Origin of the sequence: Ferdinandcohnia sp. QZ13, assembly GCF_031324165.1 — a bacterium.
GTDB lineage: Bacteria > Bacillota > Bacilli > Bacillales > Bacillaceae_L > Ferdinandcohnia.
The window spans coordinates 1,094,975-1,120,814 of the sequence record NZ_JAVIVW010000015.1 but is presented as its reverse complement, the minus strand read 5'-3'; the positions used below and the strand labels follow the sequence as shown (position 1 = coordinate 1,120,814).

Sequence of the window (25,840 nt, the reverse complement as noted above, 5' to 3'; positions counted from 1 at the left end):
TTTCTGGGCGTTTAGTTTATGAAAGGATTAGCTATGAGCAGAAATTTGTTTCGAAAAATCTTCAATCAGGACCAACCGAATATAAAAGTTATTACAATGCTGCTACTTGTTGTTAGCATTGTTTCCATTCTCTTGGCGATTGGAATTGGACCTGTTTCTGTTAATCCACATTTAGTTACCAAGATTCTTCTTGCAAAACTTCCTTTTCTCACGATTGAATCTAGCTGGACACAGGTTGAGTACAATATCGTCTGGGGATTGCGTTTGCCAAGGGTTTTATTAGGAATGATTGTCGGTGCCTCACTAGCGATAACAGGAGTTGTTATGCAGGCATTGGTTCGTAACCATTTGGCAGATCCTTTTATACTTGGGGTCTCATCCGGTGCGTCTGCAACGGCAACATTAGGGATGCTATTTGGTGCCTTTTCAATTTTTGGGACATACTCACTATCAATCAGCGCGTTTATTGGTGCTGCTGTGACGATTATAGTAGTTTATTTACTCTCAAGAGTGAACGGTCGAATTAATGTCACTCATCTTTTACTATCGGGTGTAGCAATTGCCCTCATGACTGATGCTTTGACAAGATTTATTACGCTAAGTGCTCCAAATGCTTTGGGATTACATAATGCTACTTTTTGGATGTCGGGTAGTTTAGCTGGGGCGAAATGGGGCTATTTAACGCTACCACTGATTGTGGCTGTTATTTGTATGGTGGTTTTGATGAGCCAATACCGAGCTCTAAACGCCTTACTTTTTGGAGATGATACAGCTGGAACATTAGGCTTTAATGTGGCAGGATTGCATAAAATGCTAATTCTCGTCGCCTCCCTTTTAGCTGGGGTAACAATTGCAGTGAGTGGTTCAATCGGGTTTATTGGGTTAATGGTTCCACATATTGCAAGGTTGCTCGTTGGATCCGACCATAAGCGCGTCCTTCCTATAAGTGCTTTGCTGGGAGGAATTTTTGTGATTTGGACCGATGTTGCTGCCCGCATGGTGATTGCCCCGGAGGAATTACCAATTGGAATTTTAACCGCATTAGTCGGAGGACCCTTTTTTATTTGGTTATTAAAATCAAAGAAGCAATGAGGTGATGAATTGAAGCTACAGGTAGAGAATTTATATTTTTCATTGGATGAGAAACAAATTATTGAAGATATGAATCTACATGTCTCAGAAGGCGAGTTTGTTGGAATCATAGGACCCAACGGAAGCGGAAAATCAACCCTTTTAAAAAATATCTACCGTGCATTAAAACCGGATTCCGGGGTTGTATTTTTGGACGGGAAGAATATAAATAAAATGAATCCAAAGACGGCTGCGAAAAAGATGGGGGTAGTCGGGCAGGAAAATGAAGTTCCGTTTGATTTTAAAGTGGAAGAGATCGTTGCCATGGGCAGAAGCCCCTATAAAGGCTTTTTTGAAGGTGATAGTCTGCAAGATCGAGAGATTGTTGCAGAAGCGATTAAGCAAATTGGTATGTTCGAAATGAATAAGCGGAATTTTAGCGATCTGTCAGGCGGAGAAAGACAACGCGTTCTACTAGGACGGATGTTAGCACAGCAAACCGATTTGCTGCTTTTAGATGAGCCGACAAACCACCTCGATATCCAGCATCAGTTGCAAATTTTTGACTTAATTAAGGGGCTAGGGGTTACCGTTTTATCAGCCATCCATGATTTAAATCTCGCCGCTCTTTATTGTGACCGATTATATGCCGTCAAGGATGGACGAATGCTGTTGGCAGGTACAACCGAAGAGGTGTTAACTTCTGAAACAATTTACAAGATTTACGGTGTTCGGTCGGATGTAATGATTCATCCAGTTACTAATAAGGTGGCAATTACCTTTTTACCGCAAAGTTTACTAGAAGGAGAAAATAAATGAAAAAACTAGTATTTGTTTTAACAGGGATGCTCGTGTTGATGTTAGCAGGATGTGGCGGGCAAAAAGAGGACACGTCTGCAAAACAATCTGAGGACTCTCTCATTATTGATAATTATGGTAGAGAAGTAGAAATGACAGAAAAGCCTTCTAAGGTGTTAACATTGGGGCCGAATGCAACAGAATTATTCATTGCGTTGGGACTATCTGATTATGTTATTGGGAATAGCTTAGATAATCATAGCCGTGGCGCTCTGCCAGAATATGCGAAGGAATATGATAAAATCCCTGAGCTTACATATGGTTCTGCTACAAGAGAAGCTGTACTAACAAGTGGAGCGGATTTTATTTATGGAATCGACTGGGAATTCGGCAGTGAAGGTCTGGATGTCGACGAGCTTGATAGCTATGGTATCAAGGTGTATATGAACATGGCAACTACAATGGAAGAAATCTATCAAGAAATCCTTGATCTCGGTAAGATTTTTGAGATTGAAGAGCGAGCGGAAGCATTTGTTGCTGAGCAGAAGGAACGAATTGCTGAGGTGCAGGAGAAATTGGTCGGACAGGAACCAGTCGATGTACTCGTTTATGATAGTGGTGGAAATGGCGTCTTTACAGCGGGCGGGACAAACTTTGAAACATTATTGATTGAGCTTGCTGGGGGACGAAATGTTTTTGAAGATATTACGGATAAGCAATGGGCCACTGTCAGCTACGAGGAGGTACTTGCTAGAAAGCCTGATGTGATTTTGATACACGACTATGACGCACCATCGATTGAGCAAAAAATTAAAGATATCAAAAACGACCCTGCCCTTTCACAGTTAGAAAGTGTCAAAAACGAAAGCTTTGTTGTTATTTCATTAGAAAGCGTATTACCTGGAAATCGTATGGCATATGCGGTGGAAAGTTTAGCGAAAGGGTTTTATCCAGAGGTGTTTGAATAGCAAGGGTAAATTATGTGTTTTACTTTCGTTGTTTTGGTATATTAAATGTATGAAATTGTTGAAAGGACACGAATTTGATGCTATTGAAACTTTTGCTGGCGCTCATCCTTCCGGGTGTACTCGTCGTTTTCTTTACAAGGGTGACCTATAATTATTATGTGGGCTTCTTACTAGCGGTTGCTCTAATTGCTGCATCCATATATAAAGGATATGCAGATTCCATTTTTATCATCATTGCGGATATCATCTCGCTCGGAGCGGGATTTCTTTATGCAAGGAACATGGGGAAAAGGGCGAAAAAATAAAAGGGTATGTGAGGCCAGGGTTTTGTTAAGGACTCTTTGCTATATAAGATGAAGCGAAACCTCCTTCATCAAGCTTATGAAGGATTGAATGCCATTGATGTTGCTTCGGACGGTCCTTCATTAAGGAAATGAAGGACCGTTTTCCCTTAATGTTACTTCACAAAGTCCTTCACTTTTCCTCCATCTTCTCAAGCTCTGAAACGATCACCTTTTTAATTTCATCATCCCCTATTGCCCCATTATGAAAGGTGTTTGAATCCATCCAATAAAGCTGCCGAAAGCTAACCCCGTTATTTAGCTCGATTTCTAAAAAAATACGTTCCCCATCGAATTTATCGGTTACATGTAAACCATACGGATTATCCAGTTCAAGCTGATACCAAGCCTGGATAAATTGTTCCTTTGATTTGTATGAAAATGTATGTAGACGACTACCATCCTCGGTACTTTCAATGTAAATATTTTTTACCAACCCATCAAGTGGATAAAGCTCACCTGCTGTTTTTGCTTCCTTATTTTCATCAACAACATATACTTTATCCTCTGCTGCTACGATGAAAGAGGACGGGTACCCGTTTACCTCATAAATCGAAGTTCCTTTAGGCAGGTATGTGGCATCACCATTTTCCATCCTGTGATCACTGCATGCATGCTCATCCATCATGAAAGTCACCTTTCCTAGTTCTTCTCCCTTCTCAATTGAAATCGAGCCTTGTTCGTCATAAGAATCAGGAAAATCATGTTGATACTTTACATCGTTAATCATCAAAGCATCCAGCCATTCAACAATTTCTCCATTTGGACAACCTGATATTCTGACATTGTTATTGCATGAAACTAAAAAGCCCAATACGAAAACCAGAAGAAGGATTCTACACCCTTTTTTCATAAAACACCTCACCATGACATGTCTTTTTCCAAATTATAACATGTTTTATAACAGATATTTTAAATAAAAAATCGAATATCAGTTCGTATTTTTGTTTGTTTTAGGTTGGTTTGTGGTACAATGTTTCTATCTAGAAAAAGTCAGTGAAAAAACACATAAAACAGTTCAGAAAAAAGGATTGGAGGATTGCATGTGAAAGATCAATTTGAATTAGTATCTAAATATTCCCCACAAGGTGACCAACCAAAAGCAATTAAAGAGCTAGTGGAAGGGATCAAAGCGGGGAAAAAGTATCAGACTTTATTAGGTGCAACCGGAACAGGGAAAACATTTACGATCTCAAATGTAATCAAAGAAGTAAATCGACCAACCCTGATTATTGCCCATAATAAAACATTAGCTGGACAGCTTTATAGTGAGTTTAAAGAATTCTTTCCTAATAATGCTGTTGAATATTTTGTCAGCTATTATGATTACTTCCAGCCCGAGGCGTATGTTCCTTCATCTGATACATATATCGAAAAAGATTCAAGCGTGAATGATGAAATTGATAAACTGCGCCACTCTGCGACATCTTCGCTTTTTGAACGACGTGATGTCATCATCATTGCCAGTGTATCATGCATCTATGGTTTGGGTTCTCCAGAGGAGTATCGGGAACTTGTTGTGTCCCTACGTACTGGAATGGAAATCGAGCGTAATGAACTTTTGCATAAACTGGTGGATGTACAGTATGAACGAAATGATATTGACTTCCGTCGCGGGACCTTCCGTGTAAGAGGAGATGTAGTCGAAATATTCCCAGCCTCTCGTGATGAGCACTGTATTCGCGTGGAGTTTTTTGGTGATGAAATTGATCGGATTCGCGAGGTTGATGCTTTAACTGGTGAAATTCTAGGCGAACGTGAACATGTCGCCATTTTCCCAGCATCCCACTTCGTAACCCGTGAAGAAAAAATGCAAATCGCGATTAAAAATATTGAAGCGGAGCTTGAGGAACGGTTAGCAGACCTTCGTGAAGATGGTCAACTTCTTCAAGCACAACGACTTGAACAACGAACCAATTATGACTTAGAAATGATGCGTGAAATGGGCTTTTGCTCCGGAATCGAAAACTATTCACGTCATTTAACATTACGGCCACCTGGTTCAACACCATATACATTATTGGATTATTTTCCAGAAGATTTGCTAATTGTCGTAGATGAGTCGCATGTTACATTGCCTCAGATTCGAGGAATGTTCAATGGTGACCAAGCGAGAAAACAAGTATTGGTGGATCACGGATTCCGACTTCCATCGGCAATGGATAACCGTCCATTACGTTTTGAAGAATTCGAAAAGCATATCAACCAAATTATTAATGTCTCAGCAACACCTGGACCGTACGAAATTGAACACACCGATGAAATGGTGGAACAAATCATCCGTCCAACTGGATTGCTTGACCCTATTATTGATGTACGGCCAATTCAAGGTCAAATTGATGACCTATTAGGTGAAATCCAAGATCGCGTGAACAAAAATGAGCGTGTTCTTGTGACAACTTTAACGAAAAAAATGTCTGAGGATTTAACGGATTACTTAAAGGATATTGGAATCAAGGTAAACTATTTGCACTCAGAAATTAAAACGCTTGAGCGGATTGAAATTATCCGCGATCTGCGTATGGGGAAATATGATGTTCTTGTAGGAATTAACCTCCTTCGTGAAGGATTAGATATTCCAGAGGTTTCACTTGTTGCCATTCTTGATGCCGATAAGGAAGGGTTCCTCCGTTCAGAACGTTCGCTTATTCAGACCATTGGCCGTGCAGCTAGAAATGCAAACGGAAGAGTCATTATGTATGCAGATAAAATCACGAATTCAATGGAAATCGCGATTAATGAAACAAAGCGACGTCGTGAGATTCAAGAGGAATACAACAAGAAGCATGGTATTACACCACAGACCATTCAAAAAGAAATACGAGATGTCATACGTGCAACGGTGGCAGCAGAGGAAACGGAAAATTACGAAGCAGCACCTAAACTAACAGGACTATCGAAAAAAGAACGCGATAAAGTGATAGCTGACATGGAAAAAGAAATGAAGGAAGCCGCAAAAGCACTTAATTTCGAACGAGCAGCTGAATTACGTGATTTAATTTTGGAGTTAAAAGCGGAAGGATGACAGACACATGGCATTAGATAAAATCGTTGTGAAAGGCGCAAGGGCGAATAATCTAAAAAATATAGACATTACGATTCCAAGAGATAAATTGGTTGTCGTTACTGGTTTATCTGGTTCAGGTAAGTCTTCCCTTGCGTTTGACACTATTTATGCAGAAGGGCAACGACGATATGTCGAGTCCCTTTCAGCATACGCACGTCAATTTTTAGGACAAATGGATAAACCAGATGTCGATTCAATCGAAGGCCTTTCCCCTGCGATTTCAATTGACCAAAAAACAACAAGCCGTAACCCAAGGTCAACCGTTGGTACAGTTACGGAGATTTATGATTATTTACGTTTATTATATGCGCGTGTTGGTAAACCGATTTGTCCCAATCATGGTATCGAAATTACCTCTCAAACGATTGAGCAAATGGTTGATCGGATTTTAGAGTACCCTGAACGAACAAGGCTCCAAGTCCTTGCTCCTGTTGTATCAGGTCGTAAGGGTGCTCACGTCAAGGTCTTAGAAGATATTAAAAAACAAGGCTATGTGAGAGTGCGCGTCGATGGAGAAATGCTTGAGCTTTCTGATGATATCGAGCTTGAAAAAAACAAAAAGCATTCAATCGAAGTCGTTATTGACCGTATTGTGATCAAAGAGGGTGTAATTTCAAGACTAGCTGACTCAGTTGAAGCAGCACTTCGTCTTGGTGAAGGAAGGGTCATCATTGATATAATGGGGGAAGAAGAGCTCTTGTTTAGTGAGCTCCATTCCTGTCCTATTTGTGGTTTTTCAATTGGTGAGCTTGAGCCAAGAATGTTCTCTTTCAATAGTCCATTCGGGGCCTGCCCTGATTGTGATGGTTTAGGAAGTAAGCTTGAGGTCGATCCCGATCTCGTTATTCCAAACTGGGATTTATCACTTCGAAAGCATGCAATAGCTCCGTGGGAGCCAACAAGTTCACAATATTATCCGCAATTGCTTGAAGCAGTTTGTAACCATTATGGTATCGATATGGATATGCCCGTTAAGGATATACCGAAGCATTTAATGGATAAGGTTTTATATGGAAGTGATGGCGAGGAAATCTTTTTCCATTATGAAAATGATTGGGGCCAGGTTCGTGAAAATTATATTCAGTTTGAAGGCGTTCTTCGAAATGTAGAAAGGCGATACAAAGAAACAAGCTCTGATTATATTCGTGAGCAAATGGAAAAATACATGGGTGAAAAGGCTTGCCCTTCCTGTAAAGGTCATCGTTTGAAAAAGGAAAGCCTAGCTGTTCAAATATCTGGAAAGCATATTTCACATGTTACTGATTTTTCTATTAATGAGTCTTTAGAGTTTTTCTCTAATGTTGAGCTTTCTGAAAAGGATAAGCAGATTGCCAACCTTATTTTTCGAGAGATCAAGGAACGACTTGGGTTCCTAGTCAATGTGGGACTTGATTATTTAACGCTAAGTCGCGCAGCAGGGACGTTGTCAGGTGGCGAAGCACAGCGAATTCGTCTAGCTACCCAAATTGGTTCACGGTTAACAGGTGTTCTCTATATTCTAGATGAGCCCTCAATTGGTCTACACCAACGAGACAATGATCGACTCATTGATACATTAAAAGCAATGAGGGATATTGGAAACACGCTAATTGTGGTAGAGCATGATGAGGATACCATGCTTGCGGCAGATTACCTAATTGATATTGGACCAGGGGCTGGTACCCATGGTGGAGAAATTATATCAGCAGGAACTCCGAAAGAAGTGATGGAGGATCCGAAATCCTTAACAGGTCAATACTTATCAGGTAAAAAGTTCATACCACTTCCGGTTGAAAGAAGAAAACCGGATGGTCGCTTTATCGAAGTTGTTGGAGCGAAGGAGAACAATTTAAAGAACGTAACAGTGAAGTTTCCTCTTGGTATGTTCGTGGCTGTTACAGGAGTATCTGGTTCGGGTAAAAGTACTTTAGTAAACGAGATTCTTCATAAATCTCTTGCCCAAAAGCTAAATCGTGCTAAAAGTAAGCCTGGTGAACACAAAACAATTAAGGGAATAGAACAATTAGAAAAGGTAATTGATATCGACCAATCTCCGATTGGACGAACACCACGTTCAAATCCGGCTACCTACACTGGGGTATTTGACGATATTCGTGACTTGTTTGCAAATACAAATGAAGCAAAAGTCAGGGGCTACAAAAAAGGTCGCTTTAGCTTCAATGTGAAAGGTGGACGCTGTGAAGCTTGCCGTGGAGATGGAATTATTAAAATCGAGATGCACTTCCTTCCAGACGTCTATGTCCCTTGTGAGGTTTGTCATGGGAAACGCTATAACCGCGAAACATTGGAAGTTAAATATAAGGACAAAAACATCTCAGATATATTAGATATGACGGTTGAAGAGGCAGTTTCATTCTTCGAAAACCTCCCTAAAATCAAGCGTAAAATACAAACCCTGTTTGATGTTGGGTTAGGCTATGTCAAATTGGGACAACCAGCTACAACCTTATCTGGTGGAGAAGCACAACGTGTGAAGCTCGCTTCTGAATTACATCGTCGCTCAAACGGAAAAACGTTCTATATTTTAGATGAACCTACAACTGGACTACATGTCGATGACATCTCAAGACTCTTAAAAGTATTGCAGAGACTTGTGGAAAGTGGCGATACAGTCCTTGTGATCGAACATAATATTGATGTGATCAAAACAGCAGATTATATCATTGACCTTGGTCCTGAAGGAGGAGACAAAGGTGGTACCATCGTTGGAACAGGTACACCAGAAGAAATCGCAAAAATCAAAGCCTCCCACACCGGCCACTACCTAAAACCGGTCCTAGAACGTGACCGAGAGCGAATGAGAGAGCTCATTAAAGAAAAAGAAACCGTATAGAAACCAGGGTGCCGTTTCTCCTGAACCAGAGGGACGGTTCTTGTGGCTCCCTTATCAGAAAAATCCCGAATTGCTTCATAGCAAGTTGGGATTTTTTTTATTGTATATTTCTCTCCGAACTGTAAAACTATGGTATCCTGTTAAGAGAATGAACGGATAGGTGATACCCATGCGAGAAATAGCTCAGAAAAAACTTTATAGACTTTGGACAGGAGAATTGGCAGCGGCCATCTTATTTCCAATTCTATGGTTGTTCTATATTCCAACATTTGAATGGTCTAACGAGTATTTAACTACTTTTCCACATATATTTGCTTTCTTCATTTTAGAGTTTATTTTGTTCCAAGGAAGTTATTATTGGTATGTAAAGTGGAAGCGTCTTAAGAAGGGGAAACAGTCTTCCTTGACAAACAAACAACTGGCATTTTTTCGTATTTTCAAAATCAGTAATCTTGTATTACTAATGATTGGAATACCTGTACTTGTCTATCAAACTACGTTTCCAAAAGGGCTATATTGGTACCTTTTCTTATATGGTTTTGCCATGATTGAATATATCAATTATTATCATATACGCCTTTCCTATATGAGTGTGGAAGAAATAAAAGAATTCATCCGACAGAAAAGATTTCGCCATTCAATCTTAGCGAGGGAAATGAGGAAACTACGAAATTAATTATTACTCGAACAAGGATTTTACTGTTAAAACGATTTCCTTTGGTCTTACGTCGAGTGAAGCAGTCTATCAAGTTCAATCCAGACCGAGGTATAAGAGCCTCGGTTTTTATTTTGATTAGAGAACTCTTCTCCCATCTAGAATAACAGAAAAGGACTTTATTTTGAATTTGCTACATACAGATAAAAATATAGTGTTAACCCATTTTAAAACGTTTCATATGCAAGAATCTCAAGAAAATCACCTCGAAATCAACGACAAACAAAAACTCACAGCAATAAAGCGACTGAAATCATCAGGAATATCTGCAATATAGACCACTGCTTAGACCTTCAAAAAATAACAAATCCAGCCACACGAGAAATACATATTAAAAACCTAAAATCAGAGGGACTATCAACTAGACAAATAGGCAAGACTTACCGGCATAAGCCACAAAGTAGTATCAAAAGCAAGGTGAAGAAAGGAGTACCATGAGCGCCAAGGGGACGGTTCTCTCGGCTCTAAAGTACAGAATATTCACGAAATTAACGTAAGGGACCATAGGAACCGTCCCTCTGGTCCCAAAAGGAGCTCAAAAATGAAAATGACGATTCGAGTTATTGAGGTTTTTTTAGGACTCATCTTTTTAGGAGCTGGATTAAATGGTTATGTTGTCTTATTTGGATTTGAACCGTTTGCTCCAACAAGTCCAGCCGCTATGGAATTTTTGGGTGATGGCTATTTATTGGCCATGGAAAAGGGTGTCGAAATTATTGCCGGTATCTTACTAATTATTCGTAGGTTTGTACCATTGGCTTTAGTTGTTTTAGCAGGATTAATCGTCAATATATTAGCGTTTCATATTTTTGTAGATTCAGAGTTGCTATTATTAGCTATCGTGATAACCATTTTTGAAGCCATCTTAACGTGGCACTACCGAGAAAACTTTAAAGGGTTGTTAGAAAGCAAGCCAAAGCAATGAATCCAGCGGGGTGACCTCTAGATTTTTTTGGGAAAGTAGGGATGTTTTCCCTAACCTGATCACTCTATTAAGAAGTATAACCAAGGGACCACGAGAAGCGTCCCTGTGGTCCCTAAGCCTCGAGGCGTATTTTTGTAAAATGTTGAAACCATTATTGTGTAGGTTTCGTATATAGAGGTGTAAAGGGGAGATGTTGAGTGAATACGGATAAATTAATAGCAGCGTTGTGTTACTTCAGTATTTTCTTTGCAGGGTTTATTTTACCAATCATAGTTTATATTCTAGTTCAAAATCCAGCAGTTAAAAAGCATGCCCTCCATGCATTGATTTCACATATTATTCCAGCAGCTACAGTCGTTTTTGTCATTATACCATTTTTCTTTATGTGGTCAGTGGAGGCATTTGCAGCAGCCATGGTGCTGATTTTCATTCTGTTAGCTATCATTAACATTGGGATTGTGATTTGGAACATCGTAAAGGGAATTCAAGTATTAGCTCACGAAGAATTTTAACTTTATTCAGCGGAAGTCCACTACTTTATTAATTTGGATTAATGCAAAAAACGTATCTAATTTCAGTTGGGGTTCAAACCTCGACTGAATAAAGTTAAAGCCTCCGGCGGATGCCTCGATTTTTAAAATGAAATTTTTCGAGCTCGCTCGAAAAAAATCGGGCGCAAATACGCCAAGGCGCATTTGATAGGAGGAGTTTACTGATGAAAGAGGAACAAAAACGTATTTTAAAGCTTGTCGAAGAAGGAAAACTTACAGCAGAGGAAGCAATCATTCTGATTGAAAAACTTCATACGGGTGAAGAAACTGGGGACCCAGCTCAAGAAATCAAGACGGAGCTTTCAACTCAGGTTCAGTACGAGCAATCCCAAAAGCAACACCAGAACACGTATGAAAATAAAGGTTCAGCAAAACACAAATTTATGGACTTTATCGACACTGCACTAAAAAAAATCAAGGACCTTGACCTCGATTTTAATTTTGGTACCGCAGTAGACGTGAAACATATTTTTCAGCATAAGGACGTATACATCACGAAGCTTGACCTAGATGTTTCAAACGGAAGTATCACCATTATTCCATGGGAAGAGCGGGATGTTCGCGTTGAATGTGAAGCAAAAGTATACAACATTGAAAACCAGGAAAGAGCGCGAAAAGCATTTTTAGAGGATGTCCTTTTCTCAATTGAAAATGGTGCGCTTCGTTTATCGATTCAGAAAAAGCAAATGAAGGTTCATGCGAAAATCTATGTTCCACAGGAAAACTATGAAAGTATAAAGGCTCGCATGTTTAACGGACCGATTACAGGGGAAAATTTACGAGTAAAGGAATTCCGTGCAAAGACAGCAAATGGTGCCATTACCATCACAAATTTCGATACTGATTCAGTAGAAGTAGAAACTGCAAATGGTCACATTAAAGCGAATCAAATTACAAGCAAGGACTTTGAAGCTGAAACAATTAATGGTACAGTAACAGCAACAGGTCTTTTTGAAAAAGTAGACCTCCAAAGCTTTAACGGAAATATTACGTGTGATCTTCAAGGAGATGTCTGCCACACTGCATTTGTAAAAACGACAACGGGCGGCATTGATATGTTTATTGCAAATGAATACCACGTTGATGGAGAATTAAAATCGAATCTTGGGAACTTTAAGTCAGAGCTTCCTATGATGTCAATCATTGAGGAAAAAAATGAGGTTGTTCAGAAGTCGCTTCGCTTTAAGGCGAATGAAGAAAAAGCGCAAAAGCTTCATCTATTTGCCGAAACGAAAACAGGCTCGATAACTATAAAACCACTTTGAGGTGTTAATTATGAAAAAGAAATTATACCGCTCTACCCGAAATAGAATGCTAGGAGGGGTGCTCGGAGGTCTAGCTGATTACACGGGAATCGATGCGTCCCTATTACGTATTCTTGCGGTAGTTGGGTTTATATTAGGTGTGGGATCTCTTGGTCTCATTTATCTCGTTTGGATTTTTATTGTACCGAATGAAGGAGATGTCTTATAGATAATGAAATGGCTTGCTAGCATAATTGTCAACAGCGTCGTACTCATGGTTGTCGCAGGCTACGTCGATACCTTTCACCTTGAGGGTGTCGGCGCAGCAATCACGGCAAGCATCATCCTGTCGATTTTAAATGTAATCGTCAAACCAATACTCATACTCTTAACCTTACCTGTCACGGTTCTATCATTAGGTTTATTTTTATTCGTCATCAATGCTATTACCTTAATGTTGACACAGTCCATAATGGGAGACTCCTTCGTCATCGAAGGCTTTGGAACAGCGGTACTAGCAGCAGTCATCATTTCTATTCTAAACCTACTGATTCAAAAAGTAATCGTAGAACCGCTTCAGGAGAAAAAGAAATAATTTCTCACAACAGCGTTGTCCAGAAGGAATAACGCTGTTTTTTATTGAATAATAGTAAAAAACGTTAAGGAGCCTAGCCATGTTTCCAAAACTAGAAACCGAAAGACTTAGATTAAGAGAAATTGTACATAGTGATGCTCAAGGAATTTTTGACTGCTTCTCAAACCATGATGTAACACGCTATTACGGACAGGAGCCTATAACTGAATTAAAACAAGCGGAGCAGTTTGTTGAATTCTTTGCAAACAGTTATAAAGAAAAGCGTGGAATTAGATGGGGAATTGAATTAAAGGAAAGAGAGGGGCTCATCGGTACAATTGGCTTTAATGCCTGGTCACCTAAGCATAAGCGCGCAGAGATAGGCTATGAGCTTCATCCTCAATACTGGCGACAAGGATATGTGTCTGAGTCGGCTTCAAAAGTGATAGAATATGGTTTTAACGAACTTCGATTAACACGCATTGGGGCAGTTGTGTTTCTCGAGAATAAAGCATCAAATGATTTATTAGCAAAACTCGGTTTTGAAAAAGAGGGAGTCTTAAGAAACTATATGTACCAAAACGGCGTCCCGCATGATACGAATGTTTACTCGTTGTTAAAATGAAGTTACTCAAAGACATTTCTACAAAGGTCTTATAAATAAACAGTCTCCGAGACCACCTCTCGGGGACAAATCGAACGAATTTTTCAATCAATTTGTCTCTGAGACCACCTCTCGAGGACAAATCCAACAAGTTTTTCAATTAATTTGTCTCTGATGCCACCTCTCGAGGACAAATCTAATAAGTTTTTCAATCAATTTGTCTCTGAGACCACCTCTCGAGGACAAATCGAACGAGTTTTTTAATCAATTTGTCATGAGACACCTCTCGAGGACAAATCGAACGAGTTTTCAATCGATTTGTCTCTGAGACCACCTCTCGAGGACAAATCGAACGAGTTTTTCAGTCAATTTGTCATGAGACCACCTCTCGAGGACAAATCTAACGAATTTTTCAATCAATTTGTCTCTGAGACCACCTCTCGAGGACAAAACTAACAAGTTTTTTAATCAATTTGTCTCTGAGACCACCTCTCGAGGACAAATCGAACGAGTTTTTCAGTCAATCTGTCTCCGAGGCCTCCGCTCTATGACAAATCACCCAGTGTATTAAACCAAAATGTCTTTGACAATCTTAATCGAGGACAAATTAGACTAGCAAATGACCGAATTTGTCTACAATTCCACTCAATCCCCACATCAAAAACCAACTCCCTAACATTCTTCACCAATTTTAATCAGAAAAGTTTTGGCGTTACACGGAAAAATGCTAAAATGGAGAATGAGTTTAACTTTGGTATTAAACAAGCCCTAATCACCAGAATTACCAGGGCCCTTTAAAAGATGCAGAAATCAAATCAAACATAAATCTACACGAATCACAATCGAGGAGGTACGGATGTGCCAAAAGTTAGCACGAAGGATTTAATTGAGAAGTTTAAGTTAGAATTGGTAAGTGGGGAAGAGGGTATCAATCGTCCAATCACCACAAGTGATATTTCAAGACCAGGGATCGAGCTTGCTGGATTTTTTGATTATTATCCAGCAGAGAGGATTCAGCTATTAGGAAAAACGGAGCTCACTTTTTTTGATAAATTATCACATGACGAAAAAATGTATCGAATGGAGAAGCTTTGTACAGATATAACTCCTGCGATCATTATCTCGCGTGATATGGAGGTGCCTCCAGAGTTAATTGAGGCTTCCGAGCGTGAATCTGTTCCGGTCATTAAGTCGTCTAAAAAAACGACAAGACTATCAAGTAGGATTACGAACTTCTTAGAAAGCAAGCTTGCACCAACAACTGCGGTACATGGTGTTCTTGTCGACATATACGGAGTTGGTGTTCTAATCATCGGTAAAAGCGGTGTTGGTAAAAGTGAAACGGCGTTGGAACTCGTGAAACGTGGGCACCGTCTTGTTGCGGATGACTGTGTAGAAATTCGTCAGGAAGATGATGATACACTTATTGGGAGTGCACCGGAATTAATCGAGCATCTTCTTGAAATCCGTGGTCTAGGGATTATCAACGTGATGACCCTATTTGGTGCAGGAGCCATCCGTAATTTCAAACGAATTACGTTAGTCGTCAACCTTGAGCTCTGGGATCAAACGAAACAATATGATCGACTTGGGCTTGAAGAAGAAAAAATGAAAATCATTGATACGGAATTAACAAAATACACCATCCCGGTTCGACCAGGGCGAAACCTAGCTGTTATTATCGAGGTGGCAGCAATGAATTATCGTCTAAAACGAATGGGCTTAAACGCAGCAGAGGATTTTACAAATCGTCTCTCAAGCGCGATTGAATATGGGGAACATGACGACATGTAACAAAAGTTGAAATAAGGAGTGGAGAAAGTGGATCGAAATATACAACCGTTAGACCCAACATTTTTAGAACTGGGCGCACTACGGATTCAATGGTATGGACTTATTATCGGGTTAGGAACCATGCTTGCCCTCTATCTGGCCATCAAGGAATCAGAACGCAGAGGCATGCATAAGGACACATTTATGGACCTTATGTTGTTTGCAGTTCCAATTGCCATCATCTGTGCAAGAATTTATTATGTTATTTTTAAATGGGATTATTATTCACAAAATCCTTCCAAAATCATTGCAATTTGGGAAGGTGGTATTGCGATTCACGGTGCCTTGATCGGTTCTGTTGTGACAGCGATTGTGTTCGCGAGAGTAAAGGGGTTGTCGTTCTGGAAAATCGCTGACATTGCGGCTCCAAGTATTATTTTGGGTCAAGCGATTGGTCGTTGGGGAAACTTTATGAACCAAGAAGCACATGGTGGACCGATTGCAGAAGAAAACATCCAAACCTTTTATAATGTACTGCCTGACTTTATTATGGACCAAATGTATATTGAAGGCGTGTATTATCACCCTACCTTTTTATATGAGTCCATTTGGAGTTTAGTTGGTTTTGTTATATTGCTTATGCTTCGAAAAGTCAATTTAAGACGCGGGGAAATGTTCCTCACGTATGTCATCTGGTATTCTATTGGTCGTCTTTTCGTTGAAGGGCTGCGTACAGACAGCTTAATGCTCGGAGATATTCGAGTAGCTCAGTTGGTTTCCGTTGTATCCATTATCGGAGCTTTAGTGATACTTGTTTATCGCAGAAAAAAAGAGTATTCAAACGAACGTTATTTAGAGAACTAATTCATTAAAAGGGAGAGGGAAAACTTGCTAGACATGATGAAGAGAGGCTTCATAGTAGGATTAAAAACTACTTGGACATTGGGGAAAGTAATTTTTCCTGTTACCCTTCTCGTTACCTTGCTTCAGCATACACCAGTGCTAGATTGGGTGATTACGTGGATTGCACCTATTATGGGCTGGTTTGGTTTATCAGGTGATACGGCAATTCCGCTTGTATTAGGAAATTTTTTGAACCTTTATGCAGGAATCGGTGCGATTTTAACACTTGATTTGACCGTAAAAGAAGTGTTTATACTAGCGGTCATGCTATCATTCTCACATAATATGATTATCGAATCAACTGTTGCTGCAAAAGTAGGAATGAAGATTTGGATCATTGTACTCGTGAGACTTGGTCTTGCGTTTATCTCTGCCTTTGTTATTAATCTAGTTTGGAATGGCGGTAGTGAACTAGCAAAATATGGACTTGTGTCAGGTACAGAAGAACAAATCTCAGGCTGGGGCAGTATCCTTTTAAATGGGATTGAAAAAGCATCATTTGGGATTCTACAATTAGCCATCATTGTCATTCCACTTATGGTTGTGATTCAAATATTAAAAGAATTAAAATGGTTAGATGTGTTCTCCAGATGGATGAAACCAGTCACAAAAGCACTGGGTATGAAGGAAAATACATCAACAACCTTGGCATCAGGTATTTTGTTCGGCTTAGCTTTCGGAGCGGGTGTAATGATTCAGGCGGTAAAAGAGGATAATGTAGATAAGAAGGATTTAACATTGGCGTTTATTTTCTTGGTGTCATGCCACGCAGTTGTTGAGGATACGCTTATCTTTGTCCCACTCGGAATTCCGGTTTTACCGTTATTGTTAATCCGTCTCATTACAGCAACGATTTTAACAATGGTCGTCGCTTTTATCTGGAAACGTGTCGTGCAGAATAATAGAAAGGAAATTATTTATGGCAATTAATACACTTTTATTTGATTTAGATGGAACGTTAATTGATACAAACGAACTGATTTTACAATCTTTTTTACACACTTTTGAAACATACTTTCCGGATCGTCAATTTACCCGTGAGGAGATCCTGCCGTTCAATGGTCCAACCTTGCATGAGTCATTTTCTTCAGTGGACCCGGAGCGGGCTGAAGAAATGATTGCGGAATATCGTAAATTTAATCATGAAAAGCATGATGAACTGGTAACTGAGTTTCCTGGAGTGTTCGACACCATCAAAACCTTGAAGGAACAAGGTTATAAAATTGGTGTCGTTACGACAAAGATAAGAAATACAGTTAATATGGGATTAAACCTAACAAAGCTTGATCAATTCTTTGATGTAGTGGTGACATTGGATGATGTTAAAAATCCAAAACCAGACCCAGAACCAGTACTGCTGGCATTAAAACAGTTGGGATCAACACCTGAAGAAGCAATCATGATTGGTGACAATTATCAGGATATCGTAGCTGGTCAAAATGCAGGAACAAAGACTGCTGGAGTCGCTTGGTCTCATAAAGGAAAAGACTTCTTATTAGAATATAAACCTGATTTTATGCTTGAGAATATGAGTGATCTGTTGGATATTGTTTCGGTAAAAGGATGAGAAAATAGTGAAACGACGAACCACGCGCTATTATGTTTCAGGTCCCAATTCGCTTTGGCAAATCTATAAAACCGTATCTTTTTGGAAGGTTGTCAAAAACTTTATTATCATACAGATAGCACGATACACACCGTTTTTAGGCGTGAAAAATTGGTTATATCGCACCTTTTTAAAAATGAAGGTTGGCGAAAAAACGGCATTTGCACTCATGGTAGTGCCAGATATTATGTTCCCGGAGAAAATCAGTGTCGGAAGCAATACGGTTATTGGTTTTAATACAACGATCTTAGCCCACGAATACTTGATTAAAGAATACAGGCTTGGTGAAGTTAAAATTGGCTGCGAAGTGATGATTGGAGCCAACTCAACAATCTTACCAGGCGTGGAAATTGGAGACGGGGCAATTGTGTCGGCAGGCACTTTAGTCCACAGAGACGTTCCAGCCGGAAGCTTTGTCGGGGGAAATCCGATGCAGGTGATATACACAAAAGAACAACGGGAACAGCGTGAACAAAGGGAATCAGACCATTGATAATGGTTTGGTTCCTTTTTTTTGCTTCACCCACACCTAGTCTCTCATTCCTCACTCCCCTTTCCTCAAATCTCTTTTTCCAACATCTGTCTCCTTTCTTCCTCTCTTGCTTACAAATTTCCAACCCACTTATCAACAATATACACACAATCCACAGACCCAACAATACCCACAATATCCACAAGTCCACTTTATCCACAGTCCACAACAACCCCAAAAACCGAATCAACTAAATTCTGACTTTTTCGTTGACGTTTGGTAGGGATAGGTGTAATATATACTTTATCTTGGTAGTATATTAGCGAACTAAAGTAAAAATTATTTAGTGAAATATATGGAAACATAAGTAAATACAAACTTTGGTGGTGACGAAAATCGTGTTTATGTTTGAAAAACCCCTAGGGATGAGAGATACATTGCCAGCTTTATATGAAGCGAAAAAGAAAATTCGAAATGCCATGTCGTCCCAAATTGAAAGCTGGGGCTATCAATTTATTGAAACTCCAACACTTGAATATTATGAAACAATCGGTGAGGCATCAGCGATCCTTGACCGTCAACTATTTAAATTATTGGATTCACAGGGACATACACTTGTCCTTCGACCTGATATGACGGCGCCAATTGCCAGAGTCGCAGCGTCCCGATTATATAAAGGAGAATACCCATTACGTATCGCATACTCAGCAAACGTGTTCCGAGCCCAACAGCACGAAGGTGGGAGACCTGCAGAATTCGAACAAATCGGGGTTGAGTATATCGGTGATACGACAACCAGTGCTGATGCAGAGGTTATTTCCCTTATGATTGCGGCACTTAAGCAAGCGGGACTTACCAATTTTACCGTCCCAATTGGCCATATTGGCTATGTAAAATCATTGTTCAAGGAGATTGTCGGAAACGAAGCAAGAGCTGATGTTCTTCAACGCTATTTATATGAGAAAAATTATGTTGGCTACAGAGAGCATGTGAAAAGCTTGCCCCTTTCTTCTATTGATAAACAACGTTTGTTATCCCTTTTACAATTACGAGGAAATGACGCAAAAATTACTAAAGCGAAAGAATTAGTCGAATGTGCAGAAGGAAAAAAGGCAGCAGAAGAACTTGAAATGCTATGGAAAAAGTTAGAGGCATTCGGTGTGACAGAGCATATTAAAATTGATTTTAATCTTGTCAGTCATATGAGCTACTATACAGGAATCCTTTTCGAAATTTACGCGGAGAATGTTGGCTTTTTAGTTGGTAACGGCGGTCGCTATGATCATTTATTTGAAAAATTTGATCGTCCAGCACCGGCGACAGGATTTGGAATTCGGATTGATCGACTTCTGGAAGCACTTGATCTACCACAGGATGAGCCCGAAATTCATTGTGTGATATTTAGTGCAGAACAACGAGACGAAGCAATTCGCTTTGCGATGAATAAAAGAGAACAGGGTGAGCGCGTCATCCTTCAAGATATCGCTGGAATCAAGGAAGTGGATGCGTGCACAAGCGCATTTGCGAAAAATACCTTTTTCTTAGGAACGACAAAAGAAGGAGGAAGAGTAAATGAACGACAAACTAACGATAGCGATGCCGAAAGGACGAATTTTTGAAGAAGCGGCACAACTTTTACAAAAAGCAGGATACAAGCTTCCTCCTGAATTTGAGGATTCCCGAAAATTAATAATCGACGTGCCAGACGAGCCATTTCGATTCATGCTTGCAAAGCCAATGGATGTCACCACGTATGTGGAGCATGGCGTTGCAGACCTTGGAATTGCCGGGAAGGACGTTATGCTTGAGGAAGAGCGCGACGTATATGAAGTGCTTGATTTACAAATTAGCAAATGCTATCTCGCGGTTGCAGGGTTACCTGATGTGAAGGTGAAAGGTGTTGCACCTAAAATTGCTACGAAATATCCAAACGTCGCATCTAGTTATTTTCGTGAAAATGGGGAACAGGTGGAAATCATTAAATTGAACGGTTCCATTGAACTCGCTCCTTTAATCGGATTGGCCGACCGAATTGTGGATATTGTATCAACAGGACGCACCTTAAAGGAAAATGGATTGGTTGAGCTTGAGCACATAGCGGACATCACTTCACGTCTAATCGTGAATCCAGTGAGCTATCGCTTAAGGGATCAGCAAATCGACGATATTGTAGAGAGATTATCCAAAGTCGTATCTCAATAGTTAGAAAGGACCGACACAGCATGCGAATAGAACGTGTAACCAACACTGTTTCACTGAAGCGGACAATTGATAGTGGGACTGAGGATCAGAGAAAAGCAGTGTTAGAAATACTTGATGAAGTACAAAAAGAAGGGGACAACGCTCTTCAATCTTATACGGAAAAATTTGATGGGGTTTTACTACGTGAGTTTAAAGTCACGGATTCAGATATCAAAGACGCTTATCACAAATTAGACGGGGATATGGTGCAAATCATTAAAGAAGCCGCGGAAAATATACGAGATTACCATAGTCGACAAACCAGGCAATCATGGATGACGATGAAGGATAATGGTACGATCCTTGGTCAAAAAATTACCCCACTTGATGCAGTAGGTGTATATGTACCAGGTGGGAAAGCAGCCTATCCATCATCCGTCCTCATGAATGTCATCCCAGCACAGGTTGCTGGTGTCGAGCGAATCGTGATGGTATCCCCACCAGGAAAGGACGGAACAATTCCTGCAGGAGTACTTGTTGCAGCTGATATTCTGGGTGTTAAAGAAATCTACAAGGTTGGCGGTGCCCAGGCAGTTGGCGCCTTGGCATTTGGAACTGAAACGATCAAGCCTGTTGATAAAATTGTCGGACCTGGAAATATATTTGTTGCGTTAGCAAAGCGTGAGGTTTATGGAAATGTGGATATCGACATGATCGCAGGACCAAGCGAAATCGTCGTGTTGGCAGACGAAACAGCACTTCCAAACGAAGTAGCAGCTGACCTTTTATCCCAAGCTGAGCACGATGAGCGGGCATCAAGTATTCTTGTAACACCATCAATGGAGCTTGCCGAAGCAACTGCTGAAGAAGTTGAAAGACAATTATCGCTCCTACCTCGTGAGGCGATCGCAAGAGCTTCCATCAATGACTTCGGGGCGATTTATGTCACAAATGATGTAGATGAAGCAATTCAGGTTGTAAATGAGCTTGCACCTGAGCATCTAGAAATCATGACAAAGGAACCTATGGAGCAGGTCGGAAAAATCAAGCACGCTGGTGCAATATTTATCGGTCGTTATAGTTCAGAGCCTGTTGGCGACTATTTCGCTGGTCCCAACCACGTTCTTCCAACAAACGGAACAGCACGTTTTTCAAGTCCATTAAGTGTGGATGATTTTACGAAAAAATCTAGCATCATTTCATACAGCAAACAAGCAATCATAGATAACGGTCCAAAGATTGCGGCTTTCGCAAGACTTGAAGGGTTGGAAGCACACGCAAGAGCAGTTGAGGAACGATTAAAATAGGAAGTTTCAAAAGTCCGGTGAAAATGACACTGCGAATAGAGGAGCTTCGACTAAATGCCGACACGTCCTGTGTCGAACGTCGAAGTCACCACATCCTGTGGAAGCGCGTTGGCTTGCTTTTTCGTTCCTCACGTATTAACTACATACGTTCCGGTACTCAAAGCAGCGCCGCCTTGAACTTCTTGGTCCTTTTCATCCACCTTTTGAACATTTATTTAAATAATTCACAAAATTGAGTATTTATCTGTGGATTCTGTGGGTAATATTCCACCAAAGTGAGTAATACCAAGCATTCATTAAGGATTTTAAAATTGTGGATAACGGTAGGTGTAATCATGACAAGACAAGCAAAAGTTAAACGTAAAACAAATGAAACAGATATAAAACTAGATTTTACAGTAGATGGGGAAGGAATCTCAACGCTAGATACGGGTGTTCCGTTTATGTCTCATATGCTCGACCTTTTTACAAAGCACGGGCATTTTAACCTGACAGTTGATGCAAAGGGTGACACTGAAATTGATGATCACCACACAACAGAGGACATTGGAATTTGTTTAGGACAGGCATTACGCGAAGCGCTAGGTGATAAAAAAGGAATCAAGCGCTACGGAAATGCTTTTGTGCCAATGGATGAAGCACTCGCACAGGTTGTCATTGACCTTGGAAATCGACCACACTTTGAATTAAAAGCGGATTTCCCAAGTTCTCGAGTAGGAACATTTGATACAGAGCTCGTACATGAGTTTTTATGGAAGCTTGCATTAGAAGCAAGGATTAATCTCCATGTTATTGTTCACTATGGTCACAATACACATCACATGATCGAGGCGATTTTTAAAGCATTAGGTCGTGCATTAGATGAAGCAACTATAGTTGACCCACGAGTTAAGGGGGTCCCATCAACGAAAGGGATGTTGTAAATGATCGGCATAATTGATTACGGCATGGGGAATCTATACAGCGTTTCTAAGGCGCTTGAACGGATGAACCACGAATACTTCATTTCAAGTTCACCTGATGAGCTCAGCAAAGCTGAAGGCTTGATTTTACCAGGTGTGGGTTCCTTCAAGGATGCAATGGGAATTTTACATGAAAAAGGGTTAGTGAGCTTTATAAAAGAATCTGTAGCAAAACGGACACCAATCCTAGGAATTTGTTTAGGGATGCAGCTATTATTTGAAGAAAGCGAAGAAAATGGACTCACCCAAGGTCTTGGCCTTTTATCAGGAAGAATTACCAAATTTCCTGGAGTAACAACAAGTGGAGAATCCTACAAGGTGCCACATATGGGCTGGAATAACCTTAACCTAGTAAATCCTTCTCCACTTTTACAGAATATCGAGGGTGGACATGTCTATTTTGTTCACTCCTATTATGCGATAACTGACAATGAAAATGTGATCGCAAGTAGTATCTATGATGTGGAGGTTCCAGCTGTTGTCGGGAAAGGAAATGTGTTTGGGACCCAGTTTCATCCGGAAAAAAGCAGCGAGTTAGGTTTGAAAATTCTCCAAAACTATGCTGCAATCGTGGAAAAGAAGGTGTCAATATGAGTACATTTACAATTTACCCTGCAATCGATATGCGTGGAGGGAAATGCGTTCGCTTGCTTCAAGGGGATTATAATAAGGAAACCGTGTATGGTGATTCTCCTTTTGATATGGCAAAGGCTTTTGCTGATGCTGGCGCAAAGTGGATTCATATGGTGGACTTAGATGGAGCAAAAGCCGGAAAGCGCGTGAATGACCAATATGTGCTTGAAGTTGCAAATAAACTTGAGGCAAAGGTTCAAATCGGGGGTGGCATTCGAACAGAAGAAGATGTTGCCTATTATATTGAAAATGGCGTTGACCGTGTCATTTTAGGAAGTGCTGCCATTTCTAATCCTGATTTCGTAAAGGAAATGCTTAAAAAATATAAAGAAAAAATTGCAATCGGGATTGATGCAAAGGACGGTTATATTGCAACGGAAGGATGGCTAAACACTTCTTCCGTAAAAGCGACTGATTTAGGTATCGAGCTTGCGAATGCGGGGGCCGAAGTGTTTATTTTTACCGATATCGCAACCGATGGCATGCTCAGTGGACCTAACATCGATGCGGTTGCAACACTTGCGACTGCAACAGGTAAAAAAGTCATTGCTTCAGGTGGGGTTAGCTCAATCGATGATCTTAAAGCACTCAGCAAGTTAGCGGAGCAAGGTGTTTCTGGAGCAATTGTCGGAAAAGCGATTTACACCAACCAATTTACTGTCCAAGAGGCGTTAGAAGAGGTGAAAGGTTCATGATTACGAAACGAATCATTCCATGCCTAGATGTAAAGGACGGCCGTGTTGTAAAAGGAATTCAATTTGTTGGGCTTCGTGATGCAGGTGATCCTGTTGAACTCGCAAAGTTTTACGATTCTGAAGGTGCAGATGAATTGGTTTTTTTAGATATTTCAGCTTCTCATGAGGGTCGAAAAACGATGGTTGAGGTTGTTGAAAAAGTTGCTGCAGAGCTTGCAATTCCTTTTACAGTAGGAGGAGGAATCAATTCCTTAGAGGATATGAAAAAAATCCTTCGTGCTGGCGCTGACAAGGTTTCACTGAATACAGCAGCTGTGACAAAGCCAGACCTCATTAAAGAAGGAGCAGATTTCTTCGGCTCACAATGTATTGTTGTGGCGATCGATGCGAAATATGATGAGGGACTTGGTAGCTGGCGCGTATATACACATGGTGGTCGTAACGCAACCGAATGGGAGATTGTTGCTTGGGCACAGGAAGTAGTAAAGCGTGGTGCTGGTGAGATCTTATTAACGAGCATGGACGATGATGGAAGCAAGGATGGCTTCAATCTAGAATTAACTAGACGAGTCAGTGAAGCTGTTTCCGTTCCTGTCATCGCTTCAGGGGGTGCTGGAAATGCTGGGCATTTTGTGGATGCCTTCACTGAAGGTAAGGCAGATGCAGCGCTTGCAGCGAGTATTTTTCACTACAAAGAAACATCTGTAAAAGAGGTTAAACAAGTTTTAAAAGAGAAAGGGGTCAATGTCCGATGAACACACCAGACATTAAATTCGATGAAAAGGGACTTGCTCCTGCCATTGTTCAGGATGCTGTAAGCAAAGAGGTTTTAACACTTGCATATATGAATGAAGAATCACTACGTAAATCCATTGAAACACGAGAAACATGGTTTTATAGCCGTTCACGTCAGGAGCTTTGGCACAAAGGAGCAACCTCTGGAAATACCCAAAAGATTGTCGATCTGAAATATGATTGTGACAAGGATGCTATTCTAGTTTTAGTTGAACCAGCAGGACCTGCATGCCACACTGGTAACTATACATGCTTTAATGACTCTTTACTGGGAGAAGCAGCAACAGAAGTGACCTCTGACCGCTTTGCCATCCTCAATGAACTTGAAAAAGTAATTGCAGAGCGCGAAGCAGAAATGCCAGAGGGAGCGTATACGACATACCTATTTGATCAAGGGGTCGATAAGATTCTGAAAAAAGTAGGAGAAGAAGCTTCCGAGGTGATCATTGCAGCCAAGAATCGCAGCCACGAAGAGTTAAAATGGGAAGCGGCAGACCTCATTTATCACTTGCTTGTCTTACTTCGTGAACAAAAGCTTCCACTTGATGACGTATTGTCTGTTTTACAAAAAAGAAGATGAAGATTTCACAGGGTACTTATCCACAATAAGTACCTTTTTTCAATCCTTTATTTTACTAGCATGCAAATAACTTACCCCCACTATCCCCATTATCCACAATTCAACTCGAGTTTTAGTGCATATCTTACTTTAATCCAGTAAATACGTCAGATTATTCACATAAAGGGGAGTGATTGTCCACATAATTCACATTGTCCACAAAATACCATGGCAAAGTTTTCGTTTTTAGCCAAGCACCTCTA

Annotated in this window: 27 protein-coding genes; 26 read left to right on the top strand and 1 reads right to left on the bottom strand. The window is 40.4% G+C overall.

Annotation, left to right across the window (positions count from 1 at the left end):
- The first annotated feature begins 33 nt into the window (after positions 1-33).
- The 4 genes from RGU12_RS19305 to RGU12_RS19290 all read left to right on the top strand — a co-directional run bounded on the left by RGU12_RS19305 (position 34) and on the right by RGU12_RS19290 (position 3,142).
- On the top strand, positions 34-1,092 hold the full coding sequence (locus RGU12_RS19305) for a FecCD family ABC transporter permease (protein ID WP_483867255.1): 1,059 nt from the start codon (positions 34-36) through the stop codon (positions 1,090-1,092).
- Between the two features lie 9 nt (positions 1,093-1,101).
- Complete coding sequence (locus RGU12_RS19300) at positions 1,102-1,890, top strand: ABC transporter ATP-binding protein (protein ID WP_309537475.1); 789 nt, start codon at positions 1,102-1,104, stop codon at positions 1,888-1,890.
- Positions 1,887-2,837: an ABC transporter substrate-binding protein gene (locus tag RGU12_RS19295; protein WP_309537474.1), complete on the top strand. Its 951-nt coding sequence runs from the start codon at positions 1,887-1,889 to the stop codon at positions 2,835-2,837. Before RGU12_RS19300 ends, RGU12_RS19295 begins: the two co-directional genes overlap by 4 nt.
- 77 nt (positions 2,838-2,914) lie before the next feature.
- On the top strand, positions 2,915-3,142 hold the full coding sequence (locus tag RGU12_RS19290) for a DUF2198 family protein (RefSeq protein ID WP_309537473.1): 228 nt from the start codon (positions 2,915-2,917) through the stop codon (positions 3,140-3,142).
- A 169-nt stretch (positions 3,143-3,311) separates the two neighbouring features.
- Here RGU12_RS19290 and RGU12_RS19285 read toward each other — a convergent pair whose 3' ends face one another.
- Positions 3,312-4,031: a hypothetical protein gene (locus RGU12_RS19285; protein ID WP_309537472.1), complete on the bottom strand. Its 720-nt coding sequence runs from the start codon at positions 4,029-4,031 to the stop codon at positions 3,312-3,314.
- 192 nt (positions 4,032-4,223) lie between these two features.
- Here RGU12_RS19285 and uvrB point away from each other — a divergent pair, with 192 nt between their 5' ends.
- The 22 genes from uvrB (at position 4,224) to hisIE (ending at position 25,598) form a co-directional block, all read left to right on the top strand.
- On the top strand, positions 4,224-6,203 hold the full coding sequence (uvrB, locus tag RGU12_RS19280) for an excinuclease ABC subunit UvrB (protein WP_309537471.1): 1,980 nt from the start codon (positions 4,224-4,226) through the stop codon (positions 6,201-6,203).
- 7 nt (positions 6,204-6,210) lie between these two features.
- Positions 6,211-9,078, top strand: a complete 2,868-nt coding sequence (gene uvrA / locus RGU12_RS19275; RefSeq protein WP_309537470.1) for an excinuclease ABC subunit UvrA — start codon at positions 6,211-6,213, stop codon at positions 9,076-9,078.
- A gap of 169 nt (positions 9,079-9,247) precedes the next feature.
- Positions 9,248-9,754, top strand: coding sequence for a hypothetical protein (locus tag RGU12_RS19270; RefSeq protein WP_309537469.1), 507 nt, complete (start codon positions 9,248-9,250; stop codon positions 9,752-9,754).
- A 580-nt stretch (positions 9,755-10,334) separates the two neighbouring features.
- The gene (locus RGU12_RS19265) at positions 10,335-10,718 is read left to right on the top strand and encodes a hypothetical protein (protein ID WP_309537468.1); all 384 of its coding nucleotides are present in this window, start codon (positions 10,335-10,337) and stop codon (positions 10,716-10,718) included.
- A gap of 197 nt (positions 10,719-10,915) precedes the next feature.
- Positions 10,916-11,230 (top strand): magnetosome magnetite crystal formation protein family, encoded by a 315-nt coding sequence (locus tag RGU12_RS19260; protein ID WP_309537467.1) that lies wholly within the window; start codon positions 10,916-10,918, stop codon positions 11,228-11,230.
- 203 nt (positions 11,231-11,433) lie between these two features.
- Positions 11,434-12,534 (top strand): DUF4097 family beta strand repeat-containing protein, encoded by a 1,101-nt coding sequence (locus RGU12_RS19255; RefSeq protein ID WP_309537466.1) that lies wholly within the window; start codon positions 11,434-11,436, stop codon positions 12,532-12,534.
- A gap of 10 nt (positions 12,535-12,544) precedes the next feature.
- Entirely contained in the window at positions 12,545-12,742 is a 198-nt protein-coding gene (locus RGU12_RS19250) for a PspC domain-containing protein (RefSeq protein ID WP_116353367.1), read from the top strand.
- The gene (locus RGU12_RS19245; RefSeq protein WP_309538297.1) at positions 12,743-13,108 is read left to right on the top strand and encodes a phage holin family protein; all 366 of its coding nucleotides are present in this window, start codon (positions 12,743-12,745) and stop codon (positions 13,106-13,108) included.
- Between the two features lie 79 nt (positions 13,109-13,187).
- Complete coding sequence (locus RGU12_RS19240; protein ID WP_309537465.1) at positions 13,188-13,712, top strand: GNAT family N-acetyltransferase; 525 nt, start codon at positions 13,188-13,190, stop codon at positions 13,710-13,712.
- An 837-nt stretch (positions 13,713-14,549) separates the two neighbouring features.
- A complete protein-coding gene (hprK, locus tag RGU12_RS19235; RefSeq protein ID WP_309537464.1) occupies positions 14,550-15,485 on the top strand; it encodes an HPr(Ser) kinase/phosphatase in 936 nt (311 codons plus the stop codon).
- 27 nt (positions 15,486-15,512) lie between these two features.
- Positions 15,513-16,328, top strand: coding sequence for a prolipoprotein diacylglyceryl transferase (lgt, locus tag RGU12_RS19230; RefSeq protein ID WP_309537463.1), 816 nt, complete (start codon positions 15,513-15,515; stop codon positions 16,326-16,328).
- Positions 16,329-16,361: 33 nt separating this feature from the next.
- Positions 16,362-17,297: a nucleoside recognition domain-containing protein gene (locus RGU12_RS19225; RefSeq protein WP_309538296.1), complete on the top strand. Its 936-nt coding sequence runs from the start codon at positions 16,362-16,364 to the stop codon at positions 17,295-17,297.
- Positions 17,287-17,934, top strand: coding sequence for a pyrophosphatase PpaX (gene ppaX, locus RGU12_RS19220; RefSeq protein ID WP_309537462.1), 648 nt, complete (start codon positions 17,287-17,289; stop codon positions 17,932-17,934). Before RGU12_RS19225 ends, ppaX begins: the two co-directional genes overlap by 11 nt.
- 7 nt (positions 17,935-17,941) lie before the next feature.
- Positions 17,942-18,466, top strand: coding sequence for an acyltransferase (locus RGU12_RS19215; RefSeq protein ID WP_309537461.1), 525 nt, complete (start codon positions 17,942-17,944; stop codon positions 18,464-18,466).
- Positions 18,467-18,849: 383 nt separating this feature from the next.
- Positions 18,850-20,064 carry an ATP phosphoribosyltransferase regulatory subunit gene (locus tag RGU12_RS19210; protein ID WP_396232410.1) on the top strand — a complete coding sequence of 405 codons (1,215 nt, stop codon included), beginning with the start codon at positions 18,850-18,852 and terminating at the stop codon, positions 20,062-20,064.
- Complete coding sequence (gene hisG, locus RGU12_RS19205) at positions 20,018-20,647, top strand: ATP phosphoribosyltransferase (RefSeq protein ID WP_309537460.1); 630 nt, start codon at positions 20,018-20,020, stop codon at positions 20,645-20,647. The genes RGU12_RS19210 and hisG overlap by 47 nt, the downstream gene beginning before the upstream one ends.
- Before the next feature lie 20 nt (positions 20,648-20,667).
- Positions 20,668-21,933: a histidinol dehydrogenase gene (hisD, locus tag RGU12_RS19200; protein ID WP_309537459.1), complete on the top strand. Its 1,266-nt coding sequence runs from the start codon at positions 20,668-20,670 to the stop codon at positions 21,931-21,933.
- 335 nt (positions 21,934-22,268) lie between these two features.
- A complete protein-coding gene (gene hisB, locus RGU12_RS19195) occupies positions 22,269-22,856 on the top strand; it encodes an imidazoleglycerol-phosphate dehydratase HisB (RefSeq protein WP_309537458.1) in 588 nt (195 codons plus the stop codon).
- Entirely contained in the window at positions 22,857-23,489 is a 633-nt protein-coding gene (gene hisH / locus RGU12_RS19190; protein WP_309537457.1) for an imidazole glycerol phosphate synthase subunit HisH, read from the top strand. It abuts the gene before it with no gap.
- Entirely contained in the window at positions 23,486-24,223 is a 738-nt protein-coding gene (gene hisA, locus RGU12_RS19185) for a 1-(5-phosphoribosyl)-5-[(5-phosphoribosylamino)methylideneamino]imidazole-4-carboxamide isomerase (RefSeq protein WP_309537456.1), read from the top strand. Before hisH ends, hisA begins: the two co-directional genes overlap by 4 nt.
- Positions 24,220-24,978 carry an imidazole glycerol phosphate synthase subunit HisF gene (gene hisF / locus RGU12_RS19180; protein ID WP_309537455.1) on the top strand — a complete coding sequence of 253 codons (759 nt, stop codon included), beginning with the start codon at positions 24,220-24,222 and terminating at the stop codon, positions 24,976-24,978. Before hisA ends, hisF begins: the two co-directional genes overlap by 4 nt.
- The gene (gene hisIE / locus RGU12_RS19175) at positions 24,975-25,598 is read left to right on the top strand and encodes a bifunctional phosphoribosyl-AMP cyclohydrolase/phosphoribosyl-ATP diphosphatase HisIE (RefSeq protein WP_309537454.1); all 624 of its coding nucleotides are present in this window, start codon (positions 24,975-24,977) and stop codon (positions 25,596-25,598) included. The genes hisF and hisIE overlap by 4 nt, the downstream gene beginning before the upstream one ends.
- The last annotated feature ends 242 nt before the right edge of the window (positions 25,599-25,840 follow it).

Coding starts and splice junctions, on each gene's coding strand:
- RGU12_RS19305 (WP_483867255.1), top strand. CDS start 34: ATGAGCAGAAATTTGTTTCGAAAAATCTTCAATCAGGACCAACCGAAT.
- RGU12_RS19295 (WP_309537474.1), top strand. CDS start 1,887: ATGAAAAAACTAGTATTTGTTTTAACAGGGATGCTCGTGTTGATGTTA.
- RGU12_RS19290 (WP_309537473.1), top strand. CDS start 2,915: ATGCTATTGAAACTTTTGCTGGCGCTCATCCTTCCGGGTGTACTCGTC.
- RGU12_RS19285 (WP_309537472.1), bottom strand. CDS start 4,031: ATGAAAAAAGGGTGTAGAATCCTTCTTCTGGTTTTCGTATTGGGCTTT.
- uvrA (WP_309537470.1), top strand. CDS start 6,211: ATGGCATTAGATAAAATCGTTGTGAAAGGCGCAAGGGCGAATAATCTA.
- RGU12_RS19270 (WP_309537469.1), top strand. CDS start 9,248: ATGCGAGAAATAGCTCAGAAAAAACTTTATAGACTTTGGACAGGAGAA.
- RGU12_RS19265 (WP_309537468.1), top strand. CDS start 10,335: ATGAAAATGACGATTCGAGTTATTGAGGTTTTTTTAGGACTCATCTTT.
- RGU12_RS19255 (WP_309537466.1), top strand. CDS start 11,434: ATGAAAGAGGAACAAAAACGTATTTTAAAGCTTGTCGAAGAAGGAAAA.
- RGU12_RS19250 (WP_116353367.1), top strand. CDS start 12,545: ATGAAAAAGAAATTATACCGCTCTACCCGAAATAGAATGCTAGGAGGG.
- RGU12_RS19240 (WP_309537465.1), top strand. CDS start 13,188: ATGTTTCCAAAACTAGAAACCGAAAGACTTAGATTAAGAGAAATTGTA.
- RGU12_RS19225 (WP_309538296.1), top strand. CDS start 16,362: ATGATGAAGAGAGGCTTCATAGTAGGATTAAAAACTACTTGGACATTG.
- ppaX (WP_309537462.1), top strand. CDS start 17,287: ATGGCAATTAATACACTTTTATTTGATTTAGATGGAACGTTAATTGAT.
- RGU12_RS19210 (WP_396232410.1), top strand. CDS start 18,850: ATGTTTGAAAAACCCCTAGGGATGAGAGATACATTGCCAGCTTTATAT.
- hisG (WP_309537460.1), top strand. CDS start 20,018: ATGAACGACAAACTAACGATAGCGATGCCGAAAGGACGAATTTTTGAA.
- hisD (WP_309537459.1), top strand. CDS start 20,668: ATGCGAATAGAACGTGTAACCAACACTGTTTCACTGAAGCGGACAATT.
- hisB (WP_309537458.1), top strand. CDS start 22,269: ATGACAAGACAAGCAAAAGTTAAACGTAAAACAAATGAAACAGATATA.
- hisH (WP_309537457.1), top strand. CDS start 22,857: ATGATCGGCATAATTGATTACGGCATGGGGAATCTATACAGCGTTTCT.
- hisA (WP_309537456.1), top strand. CDS start 23,486: ATGAGTACATTTACAATTTACCCTGCAATCGATATGCGTGGAGGGAAA.
- hisF (WP_309537455.1), top strand. CDS start 24,220: ATGATTACGAAACGAATCATTCCATGCCTAGATGTAAAGGACGGCCGT.
- hisIE (WP_309537454.1), top strand. CDS start 24,975: ATGAACACACCAGACATTAAATTCGATGAAAAGGGACTTGCTCCTGCC.